Annotated in this window: 14 protein-coding genes; 7 read left to right on the top strand and 7 right to left on the bottom strand. The window is 66.0% G+C overall.

From position 1 onward, the window contains the following. Positions 1–82: 82 nt before the first annotated feature. The 4 genes from smpB (at position 83) to recA (ending at position 4,807) form a co-directional block, all read left to right on the top strand. Entirely contained in the window at positions 83–565 is a 483-nt protein-coding gene (smpB, locus tag ACZ1JC_RS24045; RefSeq protein ID WP_465137772.1) for an SsrA-binding protein SmpB, read from the top strand. Beyond that, positions 562–1,173, top strand: a complete 612-nt coding sequence (locus tag ACZ1JC_RS24040) for a DUF2062 domain-containing protein (RefSeq protein WP_465137773.1) — start codon at positions 562–564, stop codon at positions 1,171–1,173. Before smpB ends, ACZ1JC_RS24040 begins: the two co-directional genes overlap by 4 nt. After that, on the top strand, positions 1,170–3,620 hold the full coding sequence (locus tag ACZ1JC_RS24035) for a hybrid sensor histidine kinase/response regulator (protein WP_465137774.1): 2,451 nt from the start codon (positions 1,170–1,172) through the stop codon (positions 3,618–3,620). Before ACZ1JC_RS24040 ends, ACZ1JC_RS24035 begins: the two co-directional genes overlap by 4 nt. 110 nt (positions 3,621–3,730) lie before the next feature. Beyond that, positions 3,731–4,807: a recombinase RecA gene (recA, locus tag ACZ1JC_RS24030; protein ID WP_395327290.1), complete on the top strand. Its 1,077-nt coding sequence runs from the start codon at positions 3,731–3,733 to the stop codon at positions 4,805–4,807. 317 nt (positions 4,808–5,124) lie between these two features. Here recA and ACZ1JC_RS24025 read toward each other — a convergent pair whose 3' ends face one another. Next, on the bottom strand, positions 5,125–6,939 hold the full coding sequence (locus ACZ1JC_RS24025; RefSeq protein WP_465137775.1) for a DUF885 domain-containing protein: 1,815 nt from the start codon (positions 6,937–6,939) through the stop codon (positions 5,125–5,127). A 269-nt stretch (positions 6,940–7,208) separates the two neighbouring features. On the opposite strand from ACZ1JC_RS24025, the gene alaS reads away from it, so the two are divergent. Then, positions 7,209–9,869 (top strand): alanine--tRNA ligase, encoded by a 2,661-nt coding sequence (gene alaS / locus ACZ1JC_RS24020; RefSeq protein WP_465137776.1) that lies wholly within the window; start codon positions 7,209–7,211, stop codon positions 9,867–9,869. A 61-nt stretch (positions 9,870–9,930) separates the two neighbouring features. On the opposite strand, the gene ACZ1JC_RS24015 is transcribed toward alaS, so the two are convergent. The 6 genes from ACZ1JC_RS24015 to ACZ1JC_RS23990 form a co-directional block, all read right to left on the bottom strand. Beyond that, positions 9,931–10,956: an NAD-dependent epimerase/dehydratase family protein gene (locus ACZ1JC_RS24015; protein ID WP_465137777.1), complete on the bottom strand. Its 1,026-nt coding sequence runs from the start codon at positions 10,954–10,956 to the stop codon at positions 9,931–9,933. Continuing rightward, the gene (locus ACZ1JC_RS24010) at positions 10,956–12,410 is read right to left on the bottom strand and encodes a GMC family oxidoreductase N-terminal domain-containing protein (protein WP_465137778.1); all 1,455 of its coding nucleotides are present in this window, start codon (positions 12,408–12,410) and stop codon (positions 10,956–10,958) included. The genes ACZ1JC_RS24015 and ACZ1JC_RS24010 overlap by 1 nt, the downstream gene beginning before the upstream one ends. Further along, positions 12,407–12,811, bottom strand: coding sequence for a hypothetical protein (locus tag ACZ1JC_RS24005; RefSeq protein WP_465137779.1), 405 nt, complete (start codon positions 12,809–12,811; stop codon positions 12,407–12,409). The genes ACZ1JC_RS24010 and ACZ1JC_RS24005 overlap by 4 nt, the downstream gene beginning before the upstream one ends. Position 12,812: 1 nt before the next feature. Further along, positions 12,813–13,808, bottom strand: a complete 996-nt coding sequence (locus ACZ1JC_RS24000) for a UbiA family prenyltransferase (RefSeq protein ID WP_465137780.1) — start codon at positions 13,806–13,808, stop codon at positions 12,813–12,815. 101 nt (positions 13,809–13,909) lie between these two features. Then, positions 13,910–15,523 carry a glycosyltransferase family 39 protein gene (locus ACZ1JC_RS23995; RefSeq protein WP_465137781.1) on the bottom strand — a complete coding sequence of 538 codons (1,614 nt, stop codon included), beginning with the start codon at positions 15,521–15,523 and terminating at the stop codon, positions 13,910–13,912. Next, complete coding sequence (locus ACZ1JC_RS23990) at positions 15,523–16,926, bottom strand: aminotransferase class III-fold pyridoxal phosphate-dependent enzyme (RefSeq protein ID WP_465137782.1); 1,404 nt, start codon at positions 16,924–16,926, stop codon at positions 15,523–15,525. The genes ACZ1JC_RS23995 and ACZ1JC_RS23990 overlap by 1 nt, the downstream gene beginning before the upstream one ends. A 258-nt stretch (positions 16,927–17,184) precedes the next feature. On the opposite strand from ACZ1JC_RS23990, the gene ACZ1JC_RS23985 reads away from it, so the two are divergent. Both ACZ1JC_RS23985 and ACZ1JC_RS23980 read left to right on the top strand, forming a co-directional pair. Next, entirely contained in the window at positions 17,185–18,123 is a 939-nt protein-coding gene (locus ACZ1JC_RS23985) for a glutaminase (protein WP_465137783.1), read from the top strand. Positions 18,124–18,125: 2 nt separating this feature from the next. Then, positions 18,126–18,644, top strand: a complete 519-nt coding sequence (locus ACZ1JC_RS23980) for a DNA-deoxyinosine glycosylase (RefSeq protein ID WP_465137784.1) — start codon at positions 18,126–18,128, stop codon at positions 18,642–18,644. Positions 18,645–18,647: the final 3 nt, after the last annotated feature.

The following is an 18,647-nucleotide window of genomic DNA, read 5'->3' as shown; positions in this document are numbered from 1 at the left end:
TGCATCATTGCGCCCATACGGTCGCAAATCGCTTAAACGGGCGTTTCCTTTTCGCGCGCGAATCCCTAAATGCCGCTTCGATATGGCACGTCCGCAGCACACGACATTCGACAAGAAGAAGACCGTCGCCGAAAACCGTAGGGCGCGCTTCGAATATCACATCGACGAAACCTTCGAGGCCGGCATCGTCCTGACCGGCACGGAGGTGAAATCGCTGCGCTTTGGCGAGGGCTCGATCGCCGAAGCCTATGCCGAGGTCAGGAACGGCGAATGCTGGCTGGTCAATTCCAACGTGCCCGAATTCAGCCACGGCAACCGCTTCAACCACACGCCCAAGCGCCCGCGCAAGCTGCTGCTCAAGGAGCGAGAGATCTCGCGCCTGCAAGGCTCTGTAGAGCGCAAGGGCATGACGCTGGTGCCGCTGTCCGTCTATTTCAACGGACGCGGGCGGGCCAAGGTGGAACTGGCGCTGGCCAAGGGCAAGAACGCGGCGGACAAGCGCAATACGATCAAGGAGCGCGACTGGAAGCGGGAGCAGGGCCGCATCCTGCGCGAACACGGGTGAGTGGGCTGCTCCACCGGCTGGGCGCGTGGCTGCACGGCCAGATGCCCACACATGCGCAGCTGGAGGCGAACCGCTTCACCGCGCCGTTCACGCGCCGGCCGGAATTGTTCCGCTTCACCCGCCGCTCGGTGCCGCGCGGCGTTGCCGTTGGCATGTTCATCGGGATCTTCGCACTGATTCCCGGCGTCCAGATCGTCGGCGCGGCGCTGATGTGCGTGCCGGTGCGCGGCAATATTCCGCTCGCCGCCGCGATCACGTTCATCTCCAATCCGGTGACGACGCTGCTGATCATCCTTCCGGTGGCCGTGGCGATCGGCAACAGCTTCGGATATCACGCCGATATCGCGACGGTGGAGGCGATGGTGCGGGAGGGGGCAAGCCTGGCGCAATGGCGTAACTGGATGCTGTCCGACACCGCGCCGGCCGTGGTGATCGGCCTGTTCATCCAGTCGGTGATCGCCGCCGTGGTCAGCTATTTCCTCACTGTCTGGTTCTGGCGCTACTGGATCGGCCGCAAGCACCGCGCGCGCCGCAATCGCGCGCCGTTACGCGCCGCGCCGCCTGCGGAAGTTGAAGACGAGGTTGCCGACAGGGAAGGGATCGCATGAACGCAGGCCAGCAGCACACCGGCAGGTTGTCCGAAGCGGGAGTGATCGGGCTGGCCCTGGCGGTGAGCGTCGCGCTGGTCTGGCTGGTAAGCGGTGACGGTTTGCTGGTGGCCATTCTGGCCGGCACGCTGCTGGTTTTCGCCGGCCTTGCCTGGATGATCTCGAATCGCCGCGTGGATATCGCCGAAGCCGAATTCGCATTGCCGGATTGGTCGGTTACGGTCGCCGCGATCGATCGTGAGGATATGGCCATTGCGCTGACCGATCGCGCCGGCCGCCTCACATGTGCCAATGCCAGCTACGAAAACTGGTTCGGCGTCGGCAACGATCCGGCACGCCTGCCGATGGGTGATGCCGCGCATGAACATATCGCCGAACTCGTCCGCTCCGTGTGGCGGGACGGGCAGGGGGCGACGCAACTGCGCGCGGCGATCGGGCAGGGTGGCGGCAATGACGGCGCGGAAACCGACTGGCGCATCGAAGTGCGTCGCGCCGGCCGGGGTGAGGACTTTCTGGTCTGGCGCATCCAGCCGGTCAGCGCGGTCGATCTGGTGGGCGATCTGGTCAAGCAGGTGGATGGCAAGCTGGGCAGGGGCCTTGCCCGCTCCGGCATTTCCGCCGCGCTGGTCGATCCGGACGGCACGATCTGCGCCGCCAGCGCCGGCTTCGCCCAGCGCGCCACCGGCGATGCGCTGGCGGACACCACCGGGCTCGATTTCGTGGCGCTGCTCAGCCAGGAAGAGGGCGAGCGGATCGGCTGGGCGCGTGAGGGCGGACGCGGCGGCCCCCTGGTGCTCTATCACGTGCCGGTGGCCGATCCCGATCTGCCAGGCGATCCCGATCCCAATACCACGCCCTCGCTGATGCTGGTGGTGGAGGCCGGGCAGGGCATCGGTTCGGGCAGCAGCAGCGGCACCGCCGCGCCGCATCTGGAGGCGCTGCTCAGCCAGTTGCCGTTGGGGCTTGCCATGGCCGATCGCGATGGGCGCCTGCTTTTCGCCAATCCCGCCTTCATGCGCGCGGCCGGCCGTGAAGGGCACATGCCGCCGACTTACCCGACCGACCTCGTCACGCGGGAGGACAAGCGCGCGCTGTCCGAAGCGATCCGCCGGTTCGCGCAGGGCCCTTCGGCTGCGGGCGACATTGCCGTGCGGCTGGCCGAACTGCCGGACGATCCGGTGTCGCTCAGTCTTGCCGGCGTGCGCGGGCTGGGTGAGGCGGCTGTGCTGCTGGGCCTGACCGACACGTCCGAGGAAACCCGCCTGAAACGGCAGGTCGCGCAGGCCACCAAGATGCAGGCGGTGGGGCAGCTCGCGGGCGGCGTCGCGCATGACTTCAACAATGTGCTGACCGCGATTCTGGGCACCTGCGACCTCATGCTGATGCGGCACACTCCGGGCGATTCGGACTATGACGACATCCAGCAGATCCGCGCGAATTCGAACCGTGCCGCCTCGCTGACGCGCCAGCTTCTGGCGTTCTCGCGCCAGCAGACGTTGCGGCCCGAAGTGCTCCAGCTGCCGGATGTTGTGGCGGACGTCTCGCAGATGCTGCGCCGGCTGATCGGTGAGAAGATCCAACTGGTCGTCACGCATGACCGCGATCTCGGCCCGGTCCGCGCTGACCCGACGCAGCTTGAACAGGTGATCGTGAACCTCGCGGTCAACGCGCGCGATGCCATGCAGATGAAGAAGGGCGCGGACGGTTCGGGGACGCTGACGCTGGCCACCCACCGCGTCACCACCACGGACGTGCGCGCGATGCGCAGCGAGATCATTCCGGCGGGCGACTATACCGCGCTGATCGTGCAGGACACCGGCGGCGGCATTCCGCCCGAGCATCTCGGCAAGATTTTCGAACCGTTCTTCACCACCAAGGAACAGGGCAAGGGCACCGGCCTCGGCCTCTCCACCGTCTACGGCATCGTCAAGCAATCGGGCGGCTTCATCTTCGCGGAGAGCGAAGTGGGCCTTGGCACGCGCTTCGTCGTCTATCTGCCGGTCCACCACATGGCCCCCGGTGAGACCGCCGTGCCGGCGATCAAGGACGAGGCGCCGCCCAGCCAATGGGCCGGCGGCGGATCGATCCTGCTGGTGGAGGATGAGGATCCGGTGCGGATCGTCGCCGAGCGCGCACTTACCCGGCAGGGCTATCAGGTCACCTCCGCCTGCGATGGCGAGGAGGGGCTGGAACTGGTGCAACAGGGCGGCCGGTTCGACCTTGTGGTGTCGGACGTGGTGATGCCGACGATGGACGGCCCCGCGATGGCGCGAGAGATCCGCCGCATCGCCCCGGGCCTGCCGGTGCTGTTCATGTCCGGCTATGCAGAGGAGCAGCTGCGCAAGGAAATCGGCATCGCCAATGCGTGGTTCATGCCCAAGCCGTTCTCCGTGCAGCAGCTATCGGAAAAAGTCGGGGATGTTCTGGCGCGCACAGCGCGGCATTAAAAAACGGAAATCAGCCATCGTTCCCCTCTTGTTCTATGAGAACAAAGGCGATACATCGTTCCCCGTGACGTTGACCTTTCCGGTCAGGCCGGTAGCAAAGGGGAAGTGAAATGGCTGCTCAGCTCAAGCTGATCCAGGAAGGCAAGGAAAAGGAAGCGATGGACCGTCAGAAGGCGCTGGAAGCCGCTCTCGCGCAGATCGACCGCGCGTTCGGCAAGGGCAGCGCGATGAAGCTGGGCTCCAAGGAGACCATGCAGGTCGAAGCGATCTCCACTGGTTCGCTCGGCCTCGACATTGCCCTTGGCGTCGGCGGCCTGCCACGCGGCCGCGTGATCGAGATCTACGGGCCGGAAAGCTCGGGCAAGACCACGTTGGCACTGCATTGCATTGCCGAAGCGCAGAAGACCGGCGGCACCGCCGCGTTCATCGACGCCGAACACGCGCTCGATCCGGTCTATGCCAAGAAGCTGGGCGTCAACATCGACGAACTGATCGTCTCGCAGCCGGATACCGGCGAACAGGCGCTGGAAATCACCGATACGCTGGTCCGTTCGAACGCGATCGACGTGCTGGTGGTCGACTCGGTTGCCGCGCTGGTTCCCCGCGCCGAAATCGAAGGCGAGATGGGTGACAGCCACGTGGGTCTTCAGGCCCGCCTGATGAGCCAGTCGCTCCGCAAGCTGACCGGTTCGATCAGCCGTTCGCGCTGCATGGTGATCTTCATCAACCAGCTGCGCATGAAGATCGGTGTGATGTACGGTAACCCGGAAACGACCACCGGCGGCAACGCGCTGAAGTTCTACGCTTCGGTTCGTCTCGACATCCGCCGCACCGGCGCGATCAAAGACCGTGACGAAGTGGTCGGCAACGCCACCCGTGTGAAGATCGTGAAGAACAAGGTGGCTCCGCCGTTCAAGCAGGTCGAATTCGACATCATGTATGGCGAAGGCGTCTCGAAGATCGGTGAGATCCTCGACCTCGGCGTCAAGGCTGGCATCGTCGAGAAGTCGGGCGCGTGGTTCTCCTACGACTCGATTCGTATCGGTCAGGGTCGTGAGAACGCGAAGACCTACCTGAAGCAGAACCCCGAAGTCTGCGACCGTCTGGAAAAGGCCATCCGCGCCAAGACCGACGGACTGGCCGAAGAGATGATGGTCGGCCCCTCGGAGGACGACGACGTCGAATAATCCCCGCGATTGTCGACGGACATGAAAAAACCCCGGTCCCGCAAGGGCCGGGGTTTTTCTTTGCATCCAGCGCGTGCGGAAGGAAATCCAACCGCCAACCGCCAACCGCCAACCGCCAACCGCCAACCGCCAACCGCCAACCGCCAACCGCCAACCGCCAACCGCCAGCCGCTAAAAACCGAAACCCTAAAGTAAAAATTCCGTCGTCCCCGCCCTTCGGCTGGCCGGCAGGCCGGCCGCTCAGGATAAACTGCCCGCAGGGCAGGCGGGCCCCCGCTTCCTTCTCGCGACGTCGCAGAAAAAAGCAGGGCCAAACCTCAGGCGTAACGCGAGCGTACCAGCTTCTCCAACACGGCAAGGGGCAGGGCGCCCTTTAGCAGCACCGAGTGGAACGCCTTGGGATCCCACTTGTCTCCGGCCTTGGCGCGAGCCTCGTCGCGCAGCTTCACCCACATGGTGTGGCCGATCTTGTAGCTGCAGGCCTGGCCCGGCCAGACGGTGTAGCGGTCGATCTCGCCCTGGCTGCGGCCGCGCGCGATGCCGGTGGTGGCAATCAGGTAGTCGGTTGCTTTCTCGCGGCTCCAGCGCTTGGCGTGCATACCCGAATCGACGACGAGGCGCGTCGCCCGGAACAGCAACGATTGCAGGTAACCGACCTGACCCAGCGGATCGCCTTCGTACATGCCCATTTCGTCGGCCAGCTGCTCCGAATAGAGCGCCCAGCCTTCGCTATAGCCACTGAACCCGCCGCGACGGCGAATCATCGGAATGTCCTGCGATTCGAGCGCGAGCATGACCTGCAGGTGATGCCCCGGCACCGCCTCGTGATGGGTCAGTGTGGCAAGCCCGAACTTCGGCCGATCGAAAGTATCGCGGAGGTTGATGTAGTAGATCGCCGGGCGCGAACCATCGAGCGAGGCGTTCTGGTAATAGCCACCCGGCGCACCGGCCTGAATGGCGGGCGGCACGCGGCGCACTTCCACCGGCGCCTTGGGCAGCGTGGCGAACTGTTCGGGCAGACGGGGCTGCATCTTGAGGATCTGCGCATTGAGTTCGGCCAGCAGTGCGGCGCGGCCTTCGTCGGTATTGGGGAAGAGCTGGTCCGGCCGCTGGTTTAGCGCGACAAGCCGCTCGCCCACGGTGCCCTGCGTCATGCCCTGCGCCTTCAGGATACCGTCGATCCGCCCGCTGATCTGCGCCACCTGATCGAGGCCCATCTGGTGGATATCGTCGCCGCTGAGGCGCACCGTCGTCGCCGCTTCGGCAGCCGAGGCATAATAGGCATCGCCATCGGGCAGGCGCCACACACCCGCCTCATGCGTGGCCTTGCCGCGCAGTTCGGTGACAAGTGCGCGCTGACGGTCGAGTGCTGGGAAGACCTTCTCCGCCACCACTTTCGCAGCCTCGCCCGCGCGATCCGCCGGCAGGCCCGCCTTGATCAGCTTGGCAGCAAAGCCGGTGACAAGGCCGGTCTCGGCCGCTGGCTTGTCGCGGAGCGCCGCGAACTGCTTCAGCGTCGTATCCAGAATATAGTCGGGCGCGAACACGCCGCGCGCGGCATCGGTGCGCTGGCACTCGGTTTCCTGATCCAGCACCGTCGCGAAAGCGCCAAGACGCGCCAAATAGGCATCGGCGTCGGCGGCGTCGTTCACGCGGTGCTGCGTGTCCAGGAAGTCCGGCACGTCCTGATAGGCGCCGGTCAGCTGGCTGATCAGATAAGGCGAGAAACGGCCGCCGCTGGAACCGTAAGTGAACGTCTCCTGCCCGGCGATCGAGCGTTCCAACTGATAGGTGACGACATCGTAATCGAGCGCCGCATCCTCGCCCAGTCCGGTACGGCCGATCGCCTTGATCGAGGCCAGTTCCGTGCGCGAGCGGGCAAGGTCCTTCGCGGCATCGGCAGCGCTGCGGCCCGAAAGCTGCGATTTCAGCGCGGCGTTCTTGCCGGTATCGAGGCCAAGGCGTGTTGCCCCCTCGGGATTCTCCGCAAGGCGATCGGTGAAGATCGTATCCAGCAGCGTTCTCAGCTTCTGATCTGCGGGTTTGGCAGCAGTGGCGGCGAAGACGGCGGACGGAAGCCCGGCAGCCACCGCGGCCACGCTGGCCTGACCCAGGAACGAGCGGCGATCCATGAAATTTCCCCTTTAAAGGCGTGTCTTGACTGTGGTGCGACCCTTGTCGCGGCCAGCCTAGGCGTGGTGCCGGGGGAAAGGCAATCCTGCGCCAATACGGTGTCGTTCCCGGCGCCTTCGGGGTGGCGTTCCCGGTGTTTTCGGGGTGGCGTTCCCGGTGTTTTCGGGGTGGCGTTCCCGCCACGGCGGGCGAGATATCGCAATTCCCGAACAGTCTGACCGTTGCAACCCGCTTGCCGCCGCCGCGCGGCTGCATTATCGGCGCGTTCATGCACACGACCAACGAGATCCGCCGGTCCTTCCTCGACTACTTCGCCAAGAACGGCCATGAGGCCGTTCCGTCAGCGCCGCTCGTGCCGTACAACGACCCGACGCTGATGTTCGTGAATGCCGGCATGGTGCCGTTCAAGAACGTGTTCACGGGTCTTGAAACGCCCTTCGCGCCGCGCGCCACCTCGTCGCAGAAGTGCGTCCGCGCCGGCGGCAAGCACAACGATCTCGACAACGTCGGCTACACCGCGCGCCACCACACCTTCTTTGAGATGCTGGGCAACTTCTCGTTCGGCGACTATTTCAAGGAACAGGCGATCACCCACGCCTGGACCCTGCTGACCAAGGAATGGGGCCTGCCGGTCGAGAAGCTGCTCGTCACCGTGTACCACACCGACGACGAAGCCTTTGATCTGTGGAAGAAGATCGCCGGCCTGCCGGAATCGAAGATCATCCGCATTCCCACGAAGGACAACTTCTGGGCGATGGGCGATGAAGGCCCGTGCGGTCCGTGCTCGGAAATCTTCTTCGACCACGGCGACCACATCTGGGGTGGCCCTCCCGGATCGCCGGAAGAAGACGGCGACCGCTTCATCGAAATCTGGAACCTCGTGTTCATGCAGTTCGAGCAGTCGGCCGGCGAAATCGTCGGTAACCTGCCGAAGCCCTCGATCGACACCGGCATGGGCCTTGAGCGCATCTCGGCGGTCATGCAGGGCGTGCATGACAACTACGATATCGACACCTTCAAGGCGCTGATCGCCGCGTCGGAAAGCCTTACCGGGGTCGCCGCGCAGGGTGAGCAGCGCGCCAGCCACCGCGTGATCGCGGATCACCTGCGTTCGACCAGCTTCCTGCTGGCCGACGGCGTGCTGCCGTCGAACGAGGGCCGTGGCTACGTCCTGCGCCGCATCATGCGCCGCGCCATGCGCCATGCGCACCTGCTGGGCGCGAAGGAGCCCCTGATGCACCGTCTGGTGCCGTCGCTGGTGGCCGAAATGGGCCAGGCTTATCCGGAACTCGGCCGCGCACAGCCGCTGATCGAGGAAACACTGCAGCGCGAGGAAGTGCAGTTCCGCCGCACGCTGGCCAACGGCCTGAAGCTGCTGGACGAAGCCACCGCCCAGATGGGCGAGGGCGGCGAGCTTCCGGGCGAAACTGCGTTCAAGCTCTACGATACGTACGGCTTCCCTTACGACCTTACTGTCGATGCCCTGCGTCCGCGCGGCATCACCGTGAACGACGATGGCTTCCAGGCCGCGATGGCGCAGCAGAAGGCTGCCGCGCGCGCTGCGTGGAAGGGTTCGGGTGCCGCGGCCGACAGCGAAGTCTGGTTCGACATTGCCGAGCGCGAAGGCGCCAGCGAGTTCACCGGCTACACTTCCACCGTTGGCGAAGGCCAGGTGGTGGCGCTGGTGAAGGACGGTAAGGAAGTTACCTCCGCTGCTGCTGGCGACGAAGTGACCGTGCTGACCAACCAGACGCCGTTCTATGGCGAATCCGGCGGTCAGGTCGGCGATGCCGGCACGATTACGACCAATGCCGGCCTGAATATCGCCGTGCTCGACACCGCAAAGCCGCTTGGCCGTCTTCATGCGATGATCGGCAAGGTTGAGGCGGGGACAATCAAGGTGGGCGATGCCGTCAACCTGACCGTGGACGTCGCGCGCCGCGATGCCGTGCGCGCCAACCATTCGGCCACGCACCTGCTGCACGCGGCACTGCGCAACCGTCTGGGCGGCCATGTCACCCAGAAGGGCTCTCTGGTTGCGGCGGAGCGCCTGCGCTTCGACTTCTCGCATCCCACCGCGCTTTCGGCCGAGGATATTGCGGCGATCGAGGCTGAAGTGAACGCCGAGATCCGCGCGAACGACCCCGTTCTCACCCGCCTGATGACGCCGGAAGACGCCATTGAGGCTGGCGCCATGGCGCTGTTCGGCGAGAAGTACGGCGACGAAGTGCGCGTGCTGTCGATGGGTACCTCGTCCAAGGAGGCATCGGGCGAGCATACTTACTCGGTCGAACTTTGCGGCGGTACCCACGTGCGCGCCACCGGCGATATCGGCGTGTTCCGCATCGTTTCGGAAAGCGCGGTTTCGTCCGGCGTGCGCCGCGTCGAGGCGCTGACCGGCGAAGGCGCGCGCCAGTGGCTGGTCGGCCGCGAGGAAGCGCTGAAGAGCGCCGCCAGCGTGCTGCGCACGACGCCGGAAGACGTGGAAGCCCGCGTCACCGCGCTGATGGACGAGCGCAAGAAGCTGGAGCGTGAACTCGCCGAGGCCAAGAAGGCACTGGCGCTCGGCGGAGGTTCGGGCAAGACCGAGGCGGCTGACGAAGAGGTCAATGGCGTCAAGTTCTCGGGCCAAGTGCTTGAGGGCCTCGATCCCAAGGAACTGCGCGGGTTGCTCGATCAGGCGAAGCAGCGCATGGGTTCGGGCGTCGCCGCGATCGTGGCGGTGAACGAGGGCAAGGCGAGCATCGCCGCTGCCGTTACCGAAGACCTGACTGGTACGATCAGCGCTGTCGATCTGGTCCGCAAGGGCGTGGAAACGCTGGGTGGCAAGGGCGGCGGCGGCCGCGCCGACATGGCGCAGGGCGGCGGGCCTGACGGCGACAAGGCTGCCGACGCTATTGCCGCGGTGAAGGCCGTTCTGGCAGGCTGATCCGCTTAAGGCAGACTATTCGAAAGGGCGTCGGCACACCGTGTCGACGCCCTTTTCCGTTTCAGGAAAAGGCTTTCAGCACTCGCAGCGCCCGCTGTTCCAGCATGCGGCGGTGGGGGGCGGCGAAGCGATCGCCCTGGGTTGTGCTTTGTGAGAGAAACCAGTCGTAACTCTCTTCCAGCATGTCGAAGTTCGAATAGCGCGGGCGCCAGCCGGTCGCCAGCAGCGGGGCGACGTCGAAATGGCAGTCTCGGTGGTAGGTGCGGTAGTGCCAGGCGGTCAGCGGTGAAAGGCCGACGGTGTGCAGCGCGTGGAGCAGGGCCATCGCCGGGCGTACCGGCAGTCCGGTAACGCGCGAGCGTGAACTGGCGTGGGCGATCAGCGCGTCCAAATCCTCTCGCAAAGTGCCGAAACGGTCGGTGCCCACGTTCCATGTGCCGGGCCGTCCCCGGTCGAGCGCGTGGAGGTGAAAGTCCAGCAGATCGTCGACATGGATGAACTGCTGCCGCTGGTTGCCGTTTCCGATTACGTAGACCCGGCGGCCGGCGCGGATCCAGTCGAACAGGATGGCGAAGATGCCCAGCCGCCCGGCGCCCAGCGTCACGCGCGGGCGGATGGTGACGACGGGAATGCCGGCCGTGTCGCAGATGGCCTGCATCGCCCGCTCGCCCGCCAGTTTCGATCGGCCATAGTCCTCGATCGGGCTCGGTTCGGTGGCGGCGGAGATCGGGCCTTGCGGCGGTAATCCATAGACTGCGGTGGTGCTGAGATGCATGACCATACGCACTTGCGCGCGCGCGGCGGCTTCGGCGACAAGGCGCGATCCGCCCTCGTTCACGTGGTAATAGTCGCGCCCCGCCGCCGACTGGGCGACCAGCGCGGCATTGTGGTGCACCACGTCTACGCCCTGCATCGCCGCCGCTACGGCGGCCGGATCGGTGACGCTGCCGGGCACGAATTCCACTTCCGCCGGGCGCGCGGGATCGTCCGTCATGTCCAGCACGCGCACGCGTTCGCCGCGTGCGCGCAGGCGGAATGCAAGGCGCGCGCCGATGAAGCCCGATCCGCCGGTGACCAGGTGCAGCATCAATGAAAGCGCCGCGCCATCATCGCCTGCACATTGCGATGCGCCACCGCCATGACGGTGCCTTGCGGATTGACCATGGTTGGCGTGCAGAGCAGCGAGGCGTCGTTGATATAGAGCCCTTCGGCGCCATGCACGCGGCCATGGGAATCGGTGGCGCAGCGGCTCTCGTCCTCTCCCATCGGGCAGGAAGAGAAGACGTGGACCGAGGTCAGCGCCCCATCCGCCGCGGCCAGAGTATCGGGCAGCCGCGCGATGTCGGCAGGCGAATGAAGCGTGGGATAGCCGGCGACGCAGGGGTGCACGCGCAGCGCGCCCGCCGCAAACAACGCCTGCGCCAGCCGTGCCAGACCCTCCGCCAGAACGCGCAGTTCGTCCTGCGCGAAGCGGATCCGCACGAAGGGGTCGCGGAATCCGGGAATATTGCGCACCGACGCAGTGCCGACCCCGCTCTGGACATAGTAGATGCCCATGTTGCGCCAGCGCTCCGCGATCAGATCCCAGGTGTCCTCGCCGGCCGGCAATGCACCATTAAGCGCCATGCCCAGCATGGCCGGGTTGCTGATCGAGCAGCCCATGCCGAAGCGCGGTTCGAACTCCTTGATCTGGTGGACGGGATCGGCGTCGTTCGGGCGGTTCACTTCGTGGTCGAACTCGGCGACGACTTTCACCATCGGGTGGAAGCGCAGCGAATTGCCGATATTGCGGGTGAGGCCGGATCGGCGCAGCAGGGCAGGCGTCTGCACCGCCCCGCAGGCGGCGATCACCACCGGTGCGCGGAACGTGACGGCATGACGGATGCCATGGGCATCGACGCGGCTTCCGTCCGCGACCCACAATCCGTTTTCGCGCCGCAGCCGGTCGATCCGCGTCGCCGGCGAAAGCTGCCCGCCCGCCGCAAGAAAGCGCGGCACGAACGTGGCGGACATCGACTGGCGCTCACCCCCGCCGCCATCGCCGCGGTAGTGGATCAGGCGCGGCGTCTCGATAGCGTGCCAGCCGTTCGCGGCCGCACCGCGGTGAAGCATCTGCGACATTTCGGACGGCCGCCCGGCCACATATTCGACCAGCGCGACCTGTTCGCACGCCTCGAAATGCGGGGTCATCCCGGCAAGGTCCAGGTCGTCCACGCCGAAGCGGCGGCGCCAGTCGTCAAGGATATAGTCGGGCGTGCGGTGATAGAGGCCGCGATTGACCTCGCTACCGCCGCCCACACAGCGGCCCTCCACCCAGGCCAGCTTGCTGCCGCCCATCGCCACGCTGACGCCGGCGTTGCGGTACTTCGCCAGCATTTCCTCGCGAGAGAAATGCGGAACGTCGGAAAGGGAGACGTTGCCGCCTTCCTCCACCATCAGCACCGCGTGGCCGGCGCGGGCCAGTTCGGTCGCGCTGACGGCGCCGCCGGGGCCGGAGCCGATTACCAGAACGTCGATCGTTTCGCCCCCCACCCCGATCATGCGGCGATCCTGCCCCTTTCGCTCTCGCCGCCCGGATAGGCCACCGAATAGAGGCCATAGGCGGAGAAGTTGGCGTAGAACGCGATCATCGATCGCAGCGGGCCGATCGCGGAACGGCGCCAGCGCAGCACGTGCAGGCTCTGGCGCGGGGCGGGGAGGCGGGAAAAGCGGCGCTCCCCGCGCAGCACCGGCGCATATTCGAACAACCAGGCCAGCATGTGAAAGCCCAGCCGGAAGAAGTCCGGCATCCCCGCGACGGTGGCCAGCACATAGCCCTGTACCTGCACCCGCTCCGCCGGGTGCATGGCGGGGCACTGGTCATCCACCAGCCGGTCCACCAGAGGGGCGATCACACGGGCGAAAGCCGAGGATGAGGGCGGAGCGGAAGCAGGCCGCTTCATGTTACTTGCCCGATCCATGGAGCATGTCCACCGGGGTAAAGCTGCGGTCCGTAAGCGCCCCAAGGCTGGGCACGTCCATGAACGTCACCAGCAGCAACACGCAGATGTTCACGGCCAGCATCGTCATCAGGCGGCGCGAACGAAACATGCGTTCGGGGCGCTGCGCGATGGAATCGGGCAGCATCGACAGCCAGAGGTAGCAGCCGAACAGTCCGGTGATGAACGGGAAGGCCAGCACGTATTCGATCCGGTACTTGATCAGGAACACGCCGAGGAAGAACGAGGACAGCATCGCGTAAGTCAGGCAGCTGACGATCAGGCTTTCCGCCGTGTAGCCGCCGAACGACTTGCGATAGCGCTTCAGCGTCTCGATCCCGACGCTGGCGGTGATGTCGCGATATTCCGACAGGCGCTTGGAACCCATCAGGAACGCGCCGCCGGTCCAGTAGGCCAGCAACAGGCTGGCCGGCGGCATGCTGCTGGGGTCCAGCATCAGCCAGCCCAGCGTCAGGCGGATGGGATTGTTCACCGATTCCGAGATCACGTCCAGAAACGGCCGGTCCTTCGACCGGATCGGCTGCACGTTGTAGATGAGGCCGGACAGCAGGAACACCAGCGCGCAGATGAAGAACGCGCCGCCGATCCAGTAGGCCAGCAACAGGCCCACCGCTGCGAAGGCGGCATATTCCAGATAGACCAGTGCCGGCGAAAGCTGCAGCGACACGGCCTTGCGGTGGTGCTTGGACGGGTGGTGCGCGTCGAATTCGCGGTCCAGCCACTCGTTGATCACATAATTGGCCGATGCGATCGCGATGGCGACGATGAAGCCCACCACCACCCGCTGCGGCGCATCCAGCAGCGAAGGTTCGCGCAGGGCATAGGCCAGGATCAGCCCGGGGATGATGAAAACATGCTTCGAGATGTGATCGAACCGCGCAAGGCTCAGATAGTCGCGCAGGCGGGCGGTGCGACTTTCCAGGGTCACGGAAGCGGGCATCTGCGGGGTCTCCTGAGGAATGGCTTCTTTTGCGGGCTCGGGCGATATTTCGGGCGAAAGGGGCGGCGGAGCGGGCTCGGGCCGGTGGTCCCGCGCGGGTTTCACGGGCGGCTTTCGCGCGCAGCTGCGGATGGCGAGACGAGGTAGATGCGCCCGTCCGCCTGCGCGGCGGCGGGGCCGGCAGGCAGCGCCCGCACCACCTTGCCCTCTGACGCGAGGTAGAAGCGCCAATCGACCTTGTCGAAGAACACCAGGTAGACCGGCACGTCTCCCACTGCGGCGCGCGCGGCGATGGCAGCGATCTGGTTGCTCACCGGATTGCGCGGATCGGGCAGGTCGGTGCGCAGTTCGCGGTCCTGCGGCCAAAGAAGGGCAGGGCGATCGTCCAGAAAGGCGATCAGGTCCGGGCCATTGGAAACGATCACCGCGTTGGCGGGCAGCGTGCGTACGGCCGCGATCGTCGGCGATTCATGCCAGAGGCGGGCGTTGTAGCCGAAGCCGCTGGCATAGACTTCGTGCGTGCGCACGGCCGATCGCATGGTGTGCGAACCCAGCACCACCACCGCCAGTGCCGCCAGCGCGGCCAGCACGATGCCTTCGCTCTTGCGGGTGCGGTCTAGCGTGCCGGCCTGCACGCCCAGCAGCATCACGAAGGCGAAATAGGCAGGCAGCGCATAGCGGCCGTTGAGCGAAAGGTTCGCCTCCAGCGAGGTGGAAAGCCACACGAAAGCGAGGTAGGCGATCACGAAGATCGCCAGCATCAGCGAAAACGCGGCCCGCACGTCGAACCGCGCGGCAACGCTGGCCGGTGCGGCCGGCGCACGCCAGCGCTGCCATTGGCGCAGGGTCTGCCAGCCGGCAAAGCCCAGCACTGCCAGCAGCACCGCCACGCGTAGCGGCAGCGGAACCTGATCGGGAAACAGCCAGGCGGCCAGCGTCTCCAGATTGTTGCGCCACTGCTGCGGCCCCATGTTCCCGTAGAACACCAGATCGCGGCCGATCGAATGGCCCACGGTTTCGGTGCTCCATGCCACCCAGCCGAAGAACAGCGCGGCGCCCGGCACGGCCAGCAGCACGCAGTCGGCGATGCGGCGACCGAACGGGACGCCGGGGCGGGCGAGGATCACCAATGCGATGGCAAGGCCCAGCGGCGGGCCGGTAAAGCGCGTCAGCGTCGCCACGCCGAGCAGGAGCGAGGCCAGCAGCAGGTCGCCCCGGCGGCCCGTTTCGAAGTAGTTCAGGGCGAACCACATGGTCGCCATCATGAAGGTCATGAATGGCGCTTCGGACATGGCGCCCGCGTGCAGGGTGACGAACTGCGGGGCCATGATGATCAGCGCGGTGGCGACGGCGGCGATGCGCCAGTCCCCACTGCCGCGCCGCACCAGCGCGAAGATCAGCAGGACGTTGGTGCACAGGAACACCACCGCCAGCGCCATCGCCACGGCCAATAGCGAAGGCCCCAGCGCGTGGCCGCCCACCAGCATCCAGTGATAGACCGGCGCGTCATAGGGCACCGGGCTGATGCCCATGTAGCGCGTGGAGTCCGGATAGACGCCGATGCCCTGGTGGACGTTCAGCGCGAACGTCACCAGCGCAACCGCCAGTAGCAGGGCGCTGGCGATCGCCGCCTGAAGCGCGGATTGGCCAGCCTCTCCATCACGGCGGAAACGCGCTGCGCCTTCCATCGCGGCGGCGGATGTCGTCATGTCCATCAGTGCAGCAACCTTTCCGCCGAAACCCCGGCGATGCCCGCCAGCACCGCGTCGAGCGCGGCCAGCAGCCGGTCGATCTGCGCCTCGGTCACGATCAGGGGGGGCATGAAATGGAGGACGCCGGGGGCATCCGGCAGGTAGTGGGCCAGAATGCCGTGGCGTTCGTAGAGTTCGCCGGCCACAGCCGCGATCGGCGGGGCGTCGGCGGCGGGATCGGTGCCAAAGGCCAGTTCCAGCGCCTGGAAACAGCCCTTGCCCCGCAGCGAGGCGATGCAGCGGGGATGCTTCGCGCGCAGCCGTTCCAGCCCGGTGCGCAAGTGCGCGCCCATTGCCGCGGCCCGGTCCATCAGGCCTTCCTCGGCCAGCACATTCAGCGCCTCTATCGCGACGGCGCAGGTCTCTCCCATGCCGGAGAAACTGGAACTGTGCAGGTTGCAGTCCTGCGTGTTGCCATAGGCCTTGTCGAACAGAGCCTGAGAAGTGACCATGGCCCCCATCTCACGCTTGCCGCCGGCCAGCGTCCGCGCCAGCGTCACTGCGTCGGGCACGGCATCCTCATGCTGGAACGCGCAGAACAGGCCGGTGCGTCCAAGGCCGACCCGCGTCTCGTCGAAGACGGTCAGGATATCCGCCGCACGGCAGGCCTCTACCAGATCGGACAGATAGCCCAGCGGCGGCGATTCGCAGGTGCCGCTGCGCAGCGGTTCCACGATCACCGCAATGATCGCGTTTTTCGCGCCGCCCTCCCGCTCGATGGCGGCGTTCAGCGAGGCGATGTCGCCATAGCGCGCGTGGATCACATTGTCCTGGGGGACACCCATCAGGAAACCGGGCTGCGCGCTGCCTTCCGCATCGCCTTCGCCGCGCAGGAAGAGGAACTTGCTCTTGCCCTTGGGCGTCTGCACGCGCTCGCACAGTTTCATCGCTGCCTCGTTCGCCTCGTTGCCGGAGACGGCGAGGAACGAGACGCCCAGCGGCTCGGGCAGGAAGCGGGCGATGTTATAGGCCAGCGCGCCTTGCAGCTTGTGCGGGGCGATCTTGATGCAATCCAGCACCAGATCGTCGTGACACCGCCGCTCCGCCGCGATCACGCGCGGATGGTTGTGCCCCAGCCCCAGCGCGCCGAAACCGCCCGAGAAGTCGAGCACGCGCCGCCCGTCACGCAGCACGATCTCGCAGCCTTGCGCGCAGTCTACGTCCATCGTGCGAAGCCCCAGCGCATCGCGGAATTGCAGGGCATATCTGTCAAGATGAGCGGCGTGGAGGTCCACGACGGTCGCCTCATCCAGCGTCAGGCTCTGGCCCAGCGTCAGCAGGTCGATCCGGGGCCTGCGGTCCCGTCTGGTCTTGGCCGATGCCGTTTCCGGCCCGGTATCACTGGTCGTCGATAGCTGTGTCGCCACGCGGGACGGCTCCCCACATTCCCTTTTCAGGGGCCAAGTCTACGGGCATTCGCGGGGCGGCAGTATCTACAGGACCTTATAATCCCGAAGGTCATGGCCGCGTGCCGGGCGGATTCCCGAACGGGATCGGCATGGCAATTTCGGCTGAAATTAGAGGTAGCTCCTTTGCCCCCTGGCGCTTGCCCACGGCATCCGCATGCGGCAGAGGGATCCGAATGGCCGCCGCCGGCCATCCTTTCGATGCGGGGAAAATCGACCATGGACAGCCTTGACCGCATCCTGGCTGACATTGCCGAAGAGATGCGGGGAATGACGCATCGCGGCAAAGTGGCGGACTATATCCGCCCGCTGGCGCAAGTGCCGGTCGACAAGTTCGGCATCGCCGTGGTCACTGCGAAAGGCGCGGTCCATCTGGCCGGCGATGCGGAGGAAGCCTTTTCGATCCAGTCGATTTCCAAGGTTTTCGCGCTGACGCTGGCACTGGGCGCGGTGGGCGACCAGTTGTGGAACCGCGTGGGGCGGGAACCTTCGGGCAGCGCTTTCAACTCGATCGTCCAGCTGGAAAACGAACACGGCATCCCGCGCAATCCGTTCATCAATGCCGGCGCCATCGTGGTGGCCGACATGCTGCTGGGCCACCACCAGCCGCGGGAGGCAATCGGCCAGATGCTGCGCTTCGTGCGCGAACTGACGGGCGACGATACCATCTCCATCGACGAGGAAGTGGCCCGCGCCGAGCAGGAGACGGGCTTCCGCAACAAGGCGCTGGCCAACTACATGCGCGCCTTCGGCAATATCCAGGGCGACGTCGACCTCGTGCTGGGGACCTACTTCCATTACTGCGCGCTGGCCATGAGCTGCCACCAGCTGGCGCTGGCCGGGCGCTACCTGATGGACGGCGGCCGATCCGGCGGCCACCGGGTGATCACCGCCAAGCGCGCGCGGCGTATCAATGCAGTGATGATGTCCTGCGGGCATTACGACAATTCGGGCGATTTCGCCTATCGCATCGGCCTGCCGGGCAAGTCCGGCGTGGGTGGCGGCATTCTGGCGGTGGCGCCGGGCATCGCCAGCATCGCCGTATGGTCCCCCGGCCTGAACGCCAGCGGCAATTCGCAGCTAGGCCAGATCGCGCTGGAGCGGCTTGTCCAGCGCACCGGATGGTCGGTGTTCGAGCCGCGCTACGGCGATCTGTGAACGTGGCCGCGCCGCGCGACACGCCCTTCAAGACCAGCTTCGCGCCCATCGTCGATGCGCGCACGCGCGTTCTGCTGCTGGGCACGCTGCCCGGCGAAAGGTCGTTGGCGGCAGGCGAGTACTACGCCAATCCGGGCAATGCCTTCTGGTGGCTGATCGGCGAAGTCATGGGCGAAAGCGACCTGCGATCAAGGCCTTACGATCAGCGCCTGCACACACTGCGGCGCCATCGCATCGGCCTGTGGGACGTGATCGAAAGCGCACGGCGGCAGGGCAGTCTGGACACCGCGATTCGCGAAGCCACCCACCGCGACCTGACTGCCTTCGCGAGCACGCTGCCCAACCTGCGCGCCATCGCCTTCAACGGCGGCAAGGCGGCGCGGGACGGGCGCCGGCAGCTGGCAGGGCAGGAGGCGCGCTGGAACCTGATCGACCTGCCATCCTCCAGCGGGGCCCATGCCGCCATGTCGCGGGCCGACAAGCTGGCACAGTGGCGCCAGATCGAGTCCTATCTGCAATAGGCA

The sequence above is a fragment of the Sphingomonas sp. BL-S-28 genome, from assembly GCF_055521515.1.
This window is presented reverse-complemented; position numbering and strand designations above follow the sequence as displayed.